General features: G+C 36.2%; 15 protein-coding genes. 13 read left to right on the forward strand and 2 right to left on the reverse strand.

The window, feature by feature from the left end:
* Positions 1-54 precede the first annotated feature (54 nt).
* The 11 genes from C8C76_RS13595 (at position 55) to C8C76_RS13645 (ending at position 10464) form a co-directional block, all read left to right on the forward strand.
* Complete coding sequence (locus tag C8C76_RS13595; protein ID WP_208107116.1) at positions 55-255, forward strand: cold-shock protein; 201 nt, start codon at positions 55-57, stop codon at positions 253-255.
* Positions 256-546: 291 nt separating this feature from the next.
* Positions 547-747 carry a cold-shock protein gene (locus tag C8C76_RS13600; protein WP_208107116.1) on the forward strand — a complete coding sequence of 67 codons (201 nt, stop codon included), beginning with the start codon at positions 547-549 and terminating at the stop codon, positions 745-747.
* Positions 748-1037: 290 nt separating this feature from the next.
* Entirely contained in the window at positions 1038-1238 is a 201-nt protein-coding gene (locus C8C76_RS13605) for a cold-shock protein (protein ID WP_219909394.1), read from the forward strand.
* Positions 1239-1454: 216 nt separating this feature from the next.
* A complete protein-coding gene (typA, locus tag C8C76_RS13610; protein WP_108142574.1) occupies positions 1455-3260 on the forward strand; it encodes a translational GTPase TypA in 1806 nt (601 codons plus the stop codon).
* Between the two features lie 287 nt (positions 3261-3547).
* Positions 3548-4105 carry a rubrerythrin family protein gene (locus C8C76_RS13615; protein WP_108142576.1) on the forward strand — a complete coding sequence of 186 codons (558 nt, stop codon included), beginning with the start codon at positions 3548-3550 and terminating at the stop codon, positions 4103-4105.
* A gap of 99 nt (positions 4106-4204) precedes the next feature.
* Positions 4205-4561: a class II SORL domain-containing protein gene (locus C8C76_RS13620; protein ID WP_108142578.1), complete on the forward strand. Its 357-nt coding sequence runs from the start codon at positions 4205-4207 to the stop codon at positions 4559-4561.
* A 155-nt stretch (positions 4562-4716) separates the two neighbouring features.
* On the forward strand, positions 4717-5859 hold the full coding sequence (locus C8C76_RS13625) for a PfkB family carbohydrate kinase (RefSeq protein WP_108142580.1): 1143 nt from the start codon (positions 4717-4719) through the stop codon (positions 5857-5859).
* Positions 5860-5916: 57 nt separating this feature from the next.
* Positions 5917-6840 carry a pseudouridine-5'-phosphate glycosidase gene (locus C8C76_RS13630; protein WP_108142583.1) on the forward strand — a complete coding sequence of 308 codons (924 nt, stop codon included), beginning with the start codon at positions 5917-5919 and terminating at the stop codon, positions 6838-6840.
* Positions 6841-7070: 230 nt separating this feature from the next.
* Positions 7071-8015, forward strand: a complete 945-nt coding sequence (locus C8C76_RS13635) for an ABC transporter permease (RefSeq protein WP_108142585.1) — start codon at positions 7071-7073, stop codon at positions 8013-8015.
* Positions 8016-8026: 11 nt separating this feature from the next.
* The gene (locus C8C76_RS13640; RefSeq protein ID WP_108142587.1) at positions 8027-8884 is read left to right on the forward strand and encodes an ABC transporter permease; all 858 of its coding nucleotides are present in this window, start codon (positions 8027-8029) and stop codon (positions 8882-8884) included.
* Positions 8881-10464 carry an ABC transporter substrate-binding protein gene (locus C8C76_RS13645; RefSeq protein ID WP_108142589.1) on the forward strand — a complete coding sequence of 528 codons (1584 nt, stop codon included), beginning with the start codon at positions 8881-8883 and terminating at the stop codon, positions 10462-10464. The genes C8C76_RS13640 and C8C76_RS13645 overlap by 4 nt, the downstream gene beginning before the upstream one ends.
* A 140-nt stretch (positions 10465-10604) precedes the next feature.
* On the opposite strand, the gene C8C76_RS13650 is transcribed toward C8C76_RS13645, so the two are convergent.
* Together C8C76_RS13650 and C8C76_RS13655 are read right to left on the reverse strand one after the other, a co-directional pair.
* A complete protein-coding gene (locus tag C8C76_RS13650) occupies positions 10605-11138 on the reverse strand; it encodes a permease (RefSeq protein WP_108142591.1) in 534 nt (177 codons plus the stop codon).
* Positions 11138-11620, reverse strand: coding sequence for a hypothetical protein (locus C8C76_RS13655; protein ID WP_108142593.1), 483 nt, complete (start codon positions 11618-11620; stop codon positions 11138-11140). Before C8C76_RS13655 ends, C8C76_RS13650 begins: the two co-directional genes overlap by 1 nt.
* Positions 11621-11840: 220 nt before the next feature.
* Here C8C76_RS13655 and C8C76_RS13660 point away from each other — a divergent pair, with 220 nt between their 5' ends.
* Positions 11841-12704, forward strand: a complete 864-nt coding sequence (locus tag C8C76_RS13660) for a hypothetical protein (protein WP_108142595.1) — start codon at positions 11841-11843, stop codon at positions 12702-12704.
* Positions 12705-12943: 239 nt separating this feature from the next.
* Positions 12944-14380: a glucose-6-phosphate isomerase gene (locus C8C76_RS13665; protein WP_108142597.1), complete on the forward strand. Its 1437-nt coding sequence runs from the start codon at positions 12944-12946 to the stop codon at positions 14378-14380.
* Positions 14381-14569 lie beyond the last annotated feature (189 nt).

Here is a 14569-nt window from a genome sequence, read left to right on the forward strand (position 1 = left end):
GAAAAAAACAAGTTCGATTTCCATCGTTATTAATTAGGAGGAATTTATTTAATGATTTACACAGGAACAGTTAAGTGGTTTGATGGGAAAAAAGGTTTTGGATTTATTGAAAGAGAAGACGGAGACGACGTGTTCGCACACTTCTCAGCTATTGAAGAAGAAGGTTTCAAAAACCTTGAAGAAGGTCAGGAAGTAGAATTTGAAATCGTAGAAGGCGATCGCGGCCCACAAGCTGCTAATATCGTTAAATTATAAAGCATAAATAGTTTTATGAATTTAAGGCTCTGTTCATTCAATTGGACAGAGCTTTTCTAAACTATTTCCTTTATTAAAATCGGATTCAAAAATCGGATCTAAAATTGTAATTTAGAATACAAAAAGTGTTTGAGCGGCTAAATACCGGTCTATAAAAGAGAAATTTAGAGATATTCAAATGTAATTTAAAATAAAGGTTGACAGAAGCATCTGAGGATGCTACACTGTAGTAGATGGAGAAAAAACAAGTTCGATTTCCATCGTTATTAATTAGGAGGAATTTATTTAATGATTTACACAGGAACAGTTAAGTGGTTTGATGGGAAAAAGGGTTTTGGATTTATTGAAAGAGAAGACGGAGACGACGTGTTCGCACACTTCTCAGCTATTGAAGAAGAAGGTTTCAAAAACCTTGAAGAAGGTCAGGAAGTAGAATTTGAAATCGTAGAAGGCGATCGCGGCCCACAAGCTGCTAATATCGTTAAATTATAAAGCATAAATAGTTTTATGAATTTAAGGCTCTGTTCATTTAATTGGACAGAGCTTTTCTAAACTATTAACTTTATTTACCGGATTCAAAAATAGGATCTAAAATTGTAATTTAGAATACAAAATGTTTTTGAGCGGCTAAACGCCGGTCTATAAAAGAGAAAATAAAAGCAATAAAAAAATAATTTAAAATAATGGTTGACAGAAGCATTTAATAATGCTAAACTGTAAAAGATGGAAAACAAAAACAGGTAAGACTTCCATCGAGAAAAATTAGGAGGAATAATTTAATGATTTACACAGGAACAGTTAAGTGGTTTGATGGGAAAAAAGGTTTTGGCTTTATTGAAAGAGAAGACGGAGACGACGTGTTCGCACACTTCTCAGCAATTAAAGAAGACGGTTTCAAAAACCTTGAAGAAGGTCAAGAAGTAGAATTTGAAATCGTAGAAGGCGATCGCGGCCCACAAGCTGCTAATATCGTTAAGTTATAAAGCAAATAAAAGTTTTATAATAGAATTGAAAGCCCTGATTGCTTTTTTAAGTGGTCAGGGCTTTTCTGATTATAAGTAGATAAATGTAATATTTTTATATTATTGCATTATTATAGAGTAATTTTTAAAATTTTGCTTGGTTTGAGTGAATTGAGATAAAGAAAGATAAAAATAAGGAAGTTAAATATAACTTTATAAGAGAAAGGGTTTTTTAGTGTGGATAAAAGAGAAATAATAAATCTAGCGGTTATTGCCCATGTTGACGCGGGGAAGTCAACTCTAGTCGATGCTTTTTTAAATCAGAGTGGAGTGTTTAGAGAGAATGAAGAAGTTGTGGACTGTATAATGGACAGCAATGATCTTGAGCGTGAACGTGGCATTACAATTTATTCTAAAAACTGTGCCATCGAGCACAATGGAGTTAAGATCAATATTGTTGATACTCCAGGTCATGCTGATTTTTCCTCTGAGGTAGAGCGGGTTATTAAAGCAGTTGATTCTGCAATTTTAATTGTAGATGCGACTGAGGGTCCTATGCCGCAGACCAGATTTGTTTTAAAGAAATCTTTAGAAAAAGGAATTAAACCAATTGTTTTCATTAATAAAATAGATAAAAATAATCAGCGAGCAGAAGAGGTTCACGATGAGATTATTGATCTTTTCATCGAGCTTTCTGCAGATGACGATCAGTTAGAATTCCCGGTAATTTATGGAATTGCAGTGGAAGGAAAAGCTTTCCATGAACTGGATCATGAAAGTGAAAACTTAGATCCACTTTTTGAGACTATTATTAATACTGTTGATAGTTACCCGGACTTGGATGATGACCCCCTACAGATGCAGATTTATGACCTGGCTTATGATGATTATCTGGGACGAATGGGTATTGGTCGAGTGTATAAAGGAACTCTCAAAGATGGACAGCAGGTTGAAGTCTATAAGCGTGATGGCTCAACTAAAAAAGGTAAAATTACAAAGTTATCTGTTTATGAAGGTTTAAAGCAGAATGCAGTTGAGGAAACTCACAGTGGAGAAATTGTATCAATTGCTGGCCTTCCGGATATTTCGATTGGAGAAACAGTCTGTGAGGTAGGAAAAGTTGATCCGCTGCCGATGATCGAAATTGCTGAGCCAACTCTGGCCATGTATTTTCTGGTAAATGATTCACCATTTGCCGGTCTGGAAGGTGAATATCTAACCACCCGCCATTTGAAAGCAAGGTTGGAAAGAGAATTAGAAGTTAATGTTGGTTTACGGGTTGAAAAAGCTGAAAACACCGAAGCTTTTAAAGTTTCCGGTCGGGGTGAGCTGCATCTTTCAATTTTGTTAGAAAATATGCGCCGTGAGGGTTATGAGGTTTCAGTATCCAAGCCTGAGGTTTTAATGAAAGAAATTGACGGTAAAAAACATGAGCCAATAGAAAAGGTAATGGTCGAGCTGCCCGAAAAATATTCCGGAACGGTAATTAATAAATTAAATCAGCGGAAGGGAATCATGCATTCTATGATGCCCGAAGGTGATTATGTACATTTAGAATATCTGGTACCAACCAGAGGTTTAATTGGTTTTAGGAGTGAATTTATCAATGATACCAGTGGTGAGGGTACTCTGATTCGCTCTTTCGAAAAATATGAGCCTTTTAAGGGTGAAGTTCCACAGCGTAAAAATGGTGTTTTAATCTCCAATCAGGAGGGGACTGCTATGGGTTATGCCCTTTCTAATTTAGAAGATAGAGGCGAAATGTTTATTGAACCAGGTACAAAAGTTTACGAAGGAATGATCATTGGCCTACACAGTCGTGAAAACGACCTGACAGTAAATGCCTGTAAAAATAAGAAGCTGACCAACGTGAGAGCTTCCGGTTCTGATGATTCTATTAATCTGGCACCTGCCAAGAAGTTTACTTTAGAGCAGGCTTTAGAGTTTATAGAAGATGATGAGCTGGTTGAAATCACCCCGGAGGCAATTCGTCTGCGGAAAAAGATATTAAATGAAAAAATGAGACTTAGAAATAATAAATAACAAATACTTGCATTAACAATCCGGCTGGATTAAATTCTGGCTGGATTTTTATTACTGCTAAATTAATTGAATAATCAAAAAACGCTAGAAAAAATATTAAAATTGAGTTAAAATTTAACTATCTTTTGTTTTGAGGCAGGAATATTTAGATTTAAATAGAATGATATATAGTAAGAGGAAGTATTCTGTTTTACTGAAATTTATCAGTAATTGTTCTTGACAGAACTTGATATGGGATGCTATACTATTAACAGTAATAATTATCAATAATTGGAGGTATGTAAAAAATGGTAAATAATGATCAAACAGCTCAAAATTTACGTTCCGCTTATGCTGGAGAAAGTATGGCTTATCAGCGCTACATAGTTTGGGGCGAGAAAGCTAAAGAAGAAGGTTTCGAAAATGTAGCTTTGCTTTTTAAAGCTATCGCCAATGCTGAGCAGGTTCACGCTGGTAATCACTTTAGAGCACACGAAAATGAAGAAGGTGGATTTTTAGTTGCTGGTGGAGGAGAATTTGGTTACGGTACTACTTCCGAAAACCTTGTTGGTGCTATTGCTGGTGAAGAAGGCGAAATTGAACAGATGTATCCTGCCTACAGTTTAGTTGCTAAAGAGCAGGGAGAATCTGATGCAGTACGCTCATTTCACTATTCTCTAGAAGCAGAGCAGATCCACGCTAAGCTTTTTAGAGATGCTAAAGAACATGTTGATAATGGTGAAGATATTGAATTAGAATATGTAAGTATCTGTCAGGTATGCGGCCACACTGTGGTAGACGGTGTACCAGAAAAATGCCCTGTTTGTGGAGAACCAAGCTCCAAATTCCGCAAATTTACTAAGTAATTAAATGTAAAGTTGATTAAAATTTTTCAATTACTTTGATGATATAAAGTAGATTTAGTTTATTAAGTAATTATTAAAAACTATGAGGAGGAATTTAAAATGGGTTATTATGATCTTAAGAAGTTAGAAAACACTGGAGAAGATAAGACAGCCTTAGAAAAGAAGCATGTTCCTTATATTCAATGTCCTGATCAGGTAAAAAAGGGTGAATATTTTGAGGTAAAAGTTACTTTTGGTAAAGAAATTACTCATCCAATGGGTACAGATCACTATATTCAGTATTTTGATCTCTATGCCAATTATGCAAATCTGGCCAGAGTAGACTTTACTCCTGATATGAAAGCAGAAGCAACTTTAACAGTTAAGTTAGAAGAATCCTGTGACTTAAATGTATATGCATTCTGTAATCTGCACGGTCACTGGGAAGGCTCAAAATCTATTGAAGTTGTAGAGTAAGAAATAAAATTTAAGTACTTAATTGCCGCCCTTTATGGGCGGTTTTTTTCATTTTATAAGAAAAATTTAAAAAATATATTTACAAAAAGCTGCTGATCTGTTATACTTTATTTAAACAATAATTTAATAAAGTAAATAAAAATTTAAATACGGGGGTGCTGAAAATAGAAAAGTTAACAGAAAGGGAAAAAGAAGTTCTTGATTTGATTAAAAAAGATGCCACAGTCAGCAGAGAAGAAATAGCAGCTCAGCTGGAGATTTCAGAATCAGCAGTCGGAACCTATATTCATCATTTGAGCACAAAGGGCTATCTTCTGGGAAGAGGTTATATCACTGCCCCTGAAAGAAAAGTTGTAGTTGTTGGAGGGGCTAATCTGGACATTAAAGGTTACAGCCCTAACTATATTAAGGGAAGCTCCAGTCCAGGCTGGATTGAGGAAAGCTCCGGTGGAGTAGGACGTAATATTGCTGAAGATATGGCACTTTTAGGCCAGGAAGTAGTTCTACTGACAGCAATTAGCAGTGACCATTTTGGACAAAAATTAAAAGAAGAGACCAAAGATGCAGGAGTAGATATCTCTCATTTTAAAATTTCATCTGCTCAGGAGCATAAAACAGGAGTCTATCTGGCCCACCTTGATCAGGAGGGGGATTTAATCGGGGCAGTAAATGATATGAGAATTTTAAAGGAAATAGACAGCAATTATCTCCGGGAAAAGCGAAAAATAATTGAAACTTCTGCGATGATGATTTTTGACACAAACTTAGAAGAAAAAACAATTAACTATCTTTTAGAACTATGTTCGGAAAAGAAAATGGTCAAAATAGCTGATGCAGTTTCTGTGGAAAAAGCACTTAAATTAAAAGGTAAGCTGGAAAAAATTGATTATTTAAGAGGAAATCTGGATGAAATAGAAGTTGTTCTGGATATTGTAAAGATTGAAGAATCCGAGAATAGCCGTAAGTTAAGTCTTAAAAATAGAGTCAAAAGAGTGCAGAACTTTTTTGAAGATAATAAATATCTGCCAGAATTAATTATTAGTACAGGTAACGATGGAGCTTATTATTTAAGTCACGATAATGGTTCAGCTAAGTTAAAGCATTTTAAGGCAGCAGAGATTAATAGTGAAGAAATTGTAGAAACTACCGGGGCAGGAGATGCACTTACAGCAGGCCTGGCTGCCGGGATAATGAATAAACTGCCGCTGGAAGAGGCTATAGAACTTGGAATTAAGGCTTCAGCTTTAACAGTAAAATCAGAGTTAACCTGTAACCCAGATCTGGCAGAATTAAAATAGAAATTTTGACAGAGGTTTAGTTTAAAAGAAATTTATTAAAATAATTGGAGGTAAAAAATGAAAAATTTAGAGAAGTATTTAGAAATCAAAGATGAGGTTAAAGAAGCAATTGAGGCCGGTAAAGCTGTTGTAGCTTTAGAATCAACAATTATTGCTCATGGGATGCCCTATCCTAAAAATATAGAAACAGCTTTAGAAATTGAGGATATTATACGAGATAATGGAGCGGTTCCAGCAACAGTCGGAATTATTGACGGTAAAATTAAAGTTGGATTAACTAAGGAAGAAATAGAGTTTTTAGGTAAGTCAGATGAAGTGGTAAAGGTCAGTCGGCGGGATTACCCGGTTGTTTTGGCTGAAAAAAGACATGGTGCTACTACTGTTGCCGGAACAATGATTGCAGCAGATCTGGCCGGAATCAAAATTTTTGTTACCGGTGGTGTGGGAGGCGTTCACCGCGGAGCCGAAGAAAGTTTTGATGTTTCAGCAGATTTAGAGGAACTAAAAAAGACCTCAGTTGCAGTAATTGCTGCAGGAGCCAAATCAATTCTTGATCTGGGCTTAACTCTTGAGAAACTTGAGACTTTTGGTGTACCTGTTCTTGGCTATCAGACTAAAGAACTACCTGCATTTTATAGCCGCCACAGTGGTTTTAACTGTGACTATAAGCTGGAAAGTCCTGGACACACAGCTGATATCTTAAAGGCCAAATGGGATCTGGGACTTGAAGGCGGAGTTTTAATTGCCAATCCAGTACCAGAAGCAGATGAAATTGAATATTCTCTAATCAATGAAAAAATTGAGCAGGCTCTGACTGAAGCAGCTGAAAAAAATATTAATGGTAAAGAATTGACTCCATTTCTACTGGATAGAATTAAAGAGATTACAGATGGTAAAAGTCTTGAAACCAATATAGCTCTGGTTAGAAATAATGCAGTAGTTGGAGCCAGAATTGCTAAAGAATTTGCTGCTAAAGCTTAATCAAATACTATTTACTTTTAAAAGTAATTAATAATTTTAAGATTTTATATTCAGCCACCGTGAAGACGGTGGCTTTTTTGTAATTAAATTGACATCTCCTAACACAAAATGAGTGATAAGATATAAATATAACACTTTTTAATTAACAATTATTCTTGATTGATATACTTATATTATTGTGATAATATTAATTAAAAGATACAGAGATGTCATAATCAGGAAGTGAAAAAATGCGGAATTATATTATAAAAAGATTACTGCTTCTGGTTCCAATAATTTTAATTGTAGCTGTAATTGCTTTTTTTATTACGAACTTAATGCCCGGTGATCCAGTGCGGGTGATACTCGGTAATATGGCAACAGAGTCTGAAGTAGCCAGGCTGGAACAAAGTCTTGGTCTGGATCAGCCCTTAATTATGAGATTTTTTAGATGGCTGGCTAATATCATAAAAGGAGATTTTGGTGAATCACTGTATTTAAATGCACCTGTTTCCGAAGTTTTATTTGAGCGGCTAAGGCCCACCCTCTTTATTGCTGTAATGGCAGAGGTGATGGGGATTACTTCCGGTCTACTTTTAGGGATTCTGGCAGCAGTGAACCACAGAAAAGTCTTAGATCAATTTTCAATCACTCTTTCACTTTTTGGGATTTCAATTCCCAGTTTTTGGCTGGCTTTAATGCTGATGTTTGTTTTTTCTGTCAACCTCGGCTGGTTTCCAGTCAGTGGTTATGAACCTTTTACTGAAGCTGGATTTGGGAGTTTTCGTTATCTGATTTTGCCGGCTGTAACTCTTGCTTTTATGCAGGCGGGCTTGATAGCCAGAATGACAAGGAGTGCAATGCTTGACACTCTGAAGCAGGACTATATTAGAACAGCAAAAAGTAAGGGCTTATCAAGGAAAATTATAGTTTTTAAACATGCCTTAAAAAATTCAATGCTGCCTGTGATTACTGTTATTGGTCATAATTTTGCGGTGCTGCTCGGCGGTACCTGGATAGTTGAGACTATTTTTGTAATACCCGGTACGGGTTTTATGGCAATTAATGCTATCATGCGGCGCGACATTCCGGTTATTCAGGCTTCGATTATTTTTGTGGCAGTAATTTATGTAATTATTAATTTATTTGTAGATTTAAGTTATGCATTTTTAAACCCAAAAATTCGCTATCATTAAGGGGTAATAAATTGCTATTTTTAAAAAAATATAAAAAATATGAACATCCATATATAACAACTTCAATAATTATTTTGATTTTGCTAGCATTTTTAAGCCTTTTTGCACCGGTGCTGACTGATTATAATCCTGTGCGCAATGATGCCCGCAATAGGCTGCAGGCACCTTCCAGAGAACATCTGCTGGGGACCGATCAGTTTGGTCGTGATGTTTTCACCCGGATTCTTTATGGAATTCGAACTTCGATGGGAGTTGGTCTGGCAGTTGTAATCTTAACTGTTATTTTTGGTGGGGTTGTCGGGATTGCGGCAGGCTATTACCCACAACTCGACAAAATTGTGATGCGGATTCTGGATGCCATGATGGCTTTTCCAGGGATAATCATTGCTATTTCACTGGCTGCTATCTGGGGCGCTGGAAAGTTAAATATTATTCTTGCCCTATCTTTTGCCTATTTCCCCAAAATGGCAAGGATAGTCCGCAGTGCAGTGATCTCGATCAAAGACCTTGATTATGTTGATTCAGCACGAGCGGTAGGGGCAAAAGACTCAAGAATTATTTTCAAATATATCCTTAAAAATTCGGCATCTCCGATTATGGTTCAGGCTACTTTTAATTTTGCTTTAGCCATTTTGGATGAGGCTGCACTCAGCTTTTTGGGGGTTGGTATTATGCCGCCTGCGCCAAGTTTAGGAGCCATGGTTACAGATGCCAGGACATATATGGTAGTTGCACCCTGGTTGATTTTAGCACCAGGTATAATGATTGTACTGGCAGTTCTTTCCTTAAATCTACTGGGAGATGGACTGCGCGACTTACTGGATCCACACTTAAAGAATACTTTAAAAAATAGAGAGGTGAAAAAATGAGAAAAGAAATAAAAATTACTGCAGTTGTTGTTTTAGTGGCGTTAGTTTTTTCACTGTTGTTGACTGCTAATGTTCTGGCTCAGGAAGAAGATCGTTATGGAGGAACTCTTAACGCAGCTTTTCAGATGTCTGTGGCTCATTTAGACAGTGATAATTCTACAGACTCTTTGATTACAGCGATGATGAACCATGTTTACGAAGGACTTTTTGAGTTTGATGAAAACTTAAATTTGACTCCTCATCTAGCAGAAAGTTATCAGGTTGGAGAAGATGGTCTGGTTTATGAAGTTAAATTGAGGGAAAATGTTAAACTGCACAACGGCCAGACAATGGACGCCGATGATGTAATTGCTTCTTTTAGAAGATGGCTGGAGTTAAATAATGGCGGCCAGCTTGTGGCACCATATTTTGATCAGGTAGAAAAAATTGATCAGTTTAATATTCGCTTTAAATTTGCAGAAGCCTATGCTCCATTTTTAAATATTCTGGCTTCACCTGTTTCCAATCAAAAATTTGTGGTGAGGGCAGAAGAAGTTGTAGATGAGTTTGGCACTGATGTTATTGACCGTCATGTTGGAACCGGACCCTATAAATATGAAGAATGGGTGCCGGATCAGAAGCTCGTTTTAACCCGTTTTGAAGATTATACACCAAGTTCAAGAGAAGCTTCATTTTTTGCCGGTAAGCGTACTGCTTATTTAGATGAAATTGTCTTTAATTTTATTCCTGATGCTCAGGTAAGGGTGTCTGGAGTACAGACCGGACAGTTTCACTTTGCTGAAGAAGTGCCGAGAGATCAGTATCCTTTATTTGAAGCCAATCAGAATATAGATAATGTCATTATTTATCCGGACCGAATGTCAATGCTGATTTATAATAATGCAGAAGCACCATTTGACAATAAATATGCTCGCCAGGCTATCGCTTATGCTCTCGATTTTGAGGAGCTGGGTTATGCAATGATTGGTGATCCTCAGTTCTGGCGTTTAGAATCTGCTCTGCATGAAGAAGGAAACCCCTGGCATGTTCCTGATGCTGGTGAAGGAATTTATGGGGTTTATGATCCGGAAAAAGCAAAAGAACTCCTTGATCAGGCTGGTTATGATGGTGACCCGATTGTTATTCTAAGTGGTCAGGATAATCAAATGGAAAGACAGGGAGCAATTGCAATCCAGGATCAGCTGGAAGAGATCGGTATAGATGTAGAGCTGCAGCTCTTTGATCGCCCAACTGTTGTAGAAAGAAGATCAAAAAAGGAAGGCTGGCATATACATCTGTCCCCATTTATTAAGATAGTGCCGGACCCTCAAATTCATCAGGGCTGGACTGGTACCAATAAATGGATCAGTAACTGGGATAGCGAAGAATCAAGAGAGATGGATCAGATCTTTGCCGAAATGCTGCGCGAGGTTGACCAGGAAAAAAGATATGAGATAATGGAAAGAATGCAGTCAAAGCTCTGGGATTCTGTTCCTTACTTCAATATTCTGGATTACAGCCGTCTGCATATCAAAAGAGCTGAACTTAAAGACTTTAAGGGCAGCTGGCAGCCATTTTTCTGGAATACTTATCTGGAATAAGTTTCTAGGCGCCGGGTACTTGTAAAAAGTTGGAAAACAGAAAATGATAAAAGCAGCAGTTTCGAGGTGGATTAAAACCTCTTAACTGCTGCTTTTTCATATCAAAATATATATTTTGGTTGATATACGGTATCTGTACTTTATTCTGCTTTAGGAATTTTATAATTTATTTTACTGAAAAAGTTTCCTAAAATAATTGAACTGATAATTACCAGCGGCAGTGACACTCCAATTCTAATAGCAGTAAACTTAACTCCCAGTATCGATGCCTCCATAATACTCATTGGAATCATCACCAGGGAAGCTGCGGTTACATAGGTAAAGATAGAAGAATAATTTGCTCCCTTATGGTATAAAGTATTTGCTACCGGGAAAGCGACAAAAGTTCCTCCAACTGTAGTTGCTGCCAGCAGGATTGCATAAATATATTTTTTAAAGCCAGAAGTATGACCAAAATTGTTTTCAATACTTTCTCTACTCACCCAGACATCAAATAAACCAATCAGAACAAAAGCCGGGGGTAAAATAGAGACCATATCACGGGCAAAAATCATGAAATTTGAGCCGATTCTTTCTCCCAGGTCAAAATTTAAAAAGTAAGAACCAACAATAAAAGCGATAAAAATTGAAAATATAATATAATTTAATTTATTACTATTTTTTTTCTTAGCCATTAGACTAACACCTCTCCATATAAGACTCCTGTCGCAACAGCGATCATAGCCGAAATTACAAAACCAGCAATATTACGCCAGATTGTTGCTTTGATTCCAAAGTACTCTTTTTCTACCGGATAAGTTGCAACTCCAACCAGCATGAGAGTTGTTATAAAAGCTGCCACAACCATGTAGTCAACTCCACGTGAAACTAAGATTCCAGCCAGTGGATAGGCAATAAAACCGGGCATCATTGTGATTGAGCCAATAATCAGCCCCATAATCATTCCAATAAAGGGTGCCTGGCCTCCCAGATAATTGATAATAAACTGATCTGAAATCAGTAAAATGATCGATAAAATTATTAAAAGTTTGAGATAGGTTCCCAGAATTTTTGAGAACTTTTTCCAGCCAATTTTCAGACCCTTAATTGTTCTTTCTCGATCTGTAAAAAATGAAATTAATACTGCAATTCCTGCAATATAATAAAGTGTGTACATTTATTTCCCTCCTTGATAATACCCTTAAGGGGTATCTTTATAATTATCATATGTTTAAAATGAGCAAAAATAAGTAAAGTAGTTAACAATTTTTAAAAAATATCATAAAAATGCGATATAACAGAGAAAATGTATGAAGAAAGTATGAATTTTTGCCATATAAGTTGTTTGGGGTGCATTAATATACTATAATCAATATTAGAAAAAGGAGGTAATAATAATGAAAAAGAAAGTAAGTCTTTTATTGGTCATGGCTCTTTTAGTCTTTGCTGTTACTCCTGCGGTAACTTTTGCTCAGGAAGCAACAGAAGATGCTCAGGAGGAAGTTGTTGCAGATGAAGAAGAAACAGTAAATGAAGAGGAAGAAAACACTGAAGATCCTGTAGATGAAGAAGATATGGAAGATGAACTTAAAGAAGATTATCAGAATCTAGAGGAACTGCTTGCAGATTTGGAAACAACCGAAGAGTTGAACAGTGTAGAAAAAATAACTTTAGAAAGAAAGCTAACTGAATATGATGAAAGCCTGGATATTAAAAGTATTTCTTCAGTAGTTGATAAAATTTTAGCTGAAGAGATTGATCTTGGTCAGGGTTTTGTAATTCTAAACAATATAGAAGAAAGTGTGAATAATGGTTATGAAGAAGAAAAGGCTCTGAAACTGATAAATAGCTATCAGAGTGAAGAAGATGATGGCCAGTTTGCCTTCCAGACTGCTCTCGAGTTGCGCAAGCTCAGTCGGGAAGACAGCGAAAAGACAGCCGAATTTGCTGAAAAGTTGAGTTCTATTATTGAAGAAAACGGAAATATAGAAACTTCAGAATTAAAACAACTGGCAGCAGAATATAGAAAAGAAGCCAGAGAAGAAAAAAGAGAACAGAACCAAATAAATAAAGATGAAAAAAGCAATTCAGATGCTAAAAATGATGTAGAAAAATCAAAAGAAAATAATGCCGCAAAAAATGCTCTGGATAAAGCTAATAATGGCAAAGGAAATTCTGATGGCAAAGAAAATTCTAATTTCGCCAAAGCAGATAAAGATAAATCTCCAAATTCTAATGCAGATCAAAATTCAGCAAAATAATATAATTTCTAATCACCCTGCTTTAATCGGCAGGGTTTTTGCTTTTTAGGCCAATTTTTTATTATGAAATTAATTTAATTACAGATTGGTACCAAAAAGCTCTGTTGAAATGGATGAATAAGGAGTAATAAAGAGTGCTTTCACCTATAAAAAATCTTGCAAAATCCCGCTGAAAAATATATACTTGTGATAGTATTATTAATCTAAGCAGCAATATAAGAATATAAGGAGGAATTACGATGTCTGCAGAGAAGAAAGTCCAGTCAAAGGACGAATTAAGACTGAAACTTGATATTAACAATGTTTTTGCGGAAATGATTGGTGAGGAACATGGAATGACAGTAGAAGAATTAGAGGAAGCAAAGGATAGAGCACTAACGGCACATCGGAATATTTTAGAGGAAGAAGCCGAAGGTAAGATGGGTTTTATGGAACTTCCACATAATCAGCGGGAGATTGTTAAAGAACTCAAGGAAACTGCCGAGGAACTTAAAGACAAATTTGATAACTTTGTAGTTTTAGGAATTGGTGGATCTGCACTTGGTAATATTGCAGTACAGACTGCAATTAATGATCCCCACTATAATTTATTTGAAGAAGCACGTAATGGTTACCCACGTCTTTTTGTTAGTGACAATGTTGATCCTGAGGGAATTAAGGCCCTGCTGGATAAACTTGATCCTAAAAAGACTCTTTTTAATGTAATTTCTAAATCAGGAAGTACAGCTGAAACAATGAGTCAGTTTTTACTGGCCCGTAAATTTGTTGCTGACGCTGTCGGAGAAGATAAGGTTGGAGAGCATTTTATTGCTACAACCAGTAAAGATTCAGGTTATTTAATTGAAATCGCCGAAAGAGAAGATATGAAGAAATTTTTTATTCCAGACAATGTAGGAGGAAGATTTTCTGTTTTAACTCCTGTTGGTCTGCTTTCAGCCGCTATGACCGGAGTGGATATTGAAAAACTGCTTGAGGGTGCAGCTTATATGGACCAGATCTGCCGTGAAGCTGATTTCTGGGAAAATCCTGCTTTAGTTAATGGCTTAATCCAGTATCTGGCGTATAAAAAAGGTAAGGTAATGTCTGTGATGATGCCTTATTCTGATCGCCTGCGTGATGTAGCTGACTGGTACAGACAGTTATGGGCAGAATCACTGGGTAAAGAAGTCGACCGTCAGGGTAATACCGTAAATGTTGGTCCAACACCGATTAAAGCTTTAGGTGCAACCGATCAGCATTCACAGGCCCAGTTATATATGGAAGGTCCTTTTGATAAAATCATTACCTTCCTGGAAGTAGAAAACTTTGCTGAAGAGTTAGAGATCCCTGGAGCCTATGAAGACTTAGATGGTCTTGGTTATTTAGGTGGCCACAGCTTTGCTGAGTTAATCAATACCGAAAAATGGGCAACAGAACTTGCTTTAAATAAGAGAAATAGAATGAATCAGACAGTTAAAGTTCCAGAGGTAAATGAATTCACTTTAGGACAGTTATTTTACTTCTTTGAATTCCAGACAGCTGTAACAGGTGAGCTGCTTAACATTAATACCTTTAATCAGCCTGGAGTTGAGCTTGGTAAAAATTATACCTATGGTATTTTTGGCCGTGATGGTTATCAGACAAAAAAAGAAGAATTTGATAATTCTGCAGAACATAAAGATGATTTAATTCTGTAGAAGTTAATTGTAGAAAATTATTATAAATAGAGTTAATTAAGAGTTTTATGATTTTCATCTATTTTTAATAATTATACTTTATAATTATAATAAGCTCAACTTTCGGCGTTAGGTTTTAGTAATAAAACCTTGATAAACATAGGAAGAAGCTCAAAAAAGTAGTCATAAAAAATACAAAAACACCCCTAT

The sequence above is a fragment of the Halanaerobium saccharolyticum genome, assembly GCF_003053565.1.
Taxonomy (GTDB): domain Bacteria; phylum Bacillota; class Halanaerobiia; order Halanaerobiales; family Halanaerobiaceae; genus Halanaerobium; species Halanaerobium saccharolyticum_B.

Bases quoted from the DNA above. Each gene is read 5' to 3' on its own strand.
- C8C76_RS13665 (WP_108142597.1), top strand. From the start codon at position 12,944: ATGTCTGCAGAGAAGAAAGTCCAGTCAAAGGACGAATTAAGACTGAAA.
- C8C76_RS13655 (WP_108142593.1), bottom strand. From the start codon at position 11,620: ATGTACACACTTTATTATATTGCAGGAATTGCAGTATTAATTTCATTT.
- C8C76_RS13630 (WP_108142583.1), top strand. From the start codon at position 5,917: ATGAAAAATTTAGAGAAGTATTTAGAAATCAAAGATGAGGTTAAAGAA.
- C8C76_RS13645 (WP_108142589.1), top strand. From the start codon at position 8,881: ATGAGAAAAGAAATAAAAATTACTGCAGTTGTTGTTTTAGTGGCGTTA.
- C8C76_RS13660 (WP_108142595.1), top strand. From the start codon at position 11,841: ATGAAAAAGAAAGTAAGTCTTTTATTGGTCATGGCTCTTTTAGTCTTT.
- C8C76_RS13650 (WP_108142591.1), bottom strand. From the start codon at position 11,138: ATGGCTAAGAAAAAAAATAGTAATAAATTAAATTATATTATATTTTCA.
- C8C76_RS13635 (WP_108142585.1), top strand. From the start codon at position 7,071: ATGCGGAATTATATTATAAAAAGATTACTGCTTCTGGTTCCAATAATT.
- C8C76_RS13615 (WP_108142576.1), top strand. From the start codon at position 3,548: ATGGTAAATAATGATCAAACAGCTCAAAATTTACGTTCCGCTTATGCT.
- C8C76_RS13620 (WP_108142578.1), top strand. From the start codon at position 4,205: ATGGGTTATTATGATCTTAAGAAGTTAGAAAACACTGGAGAAGATAAG.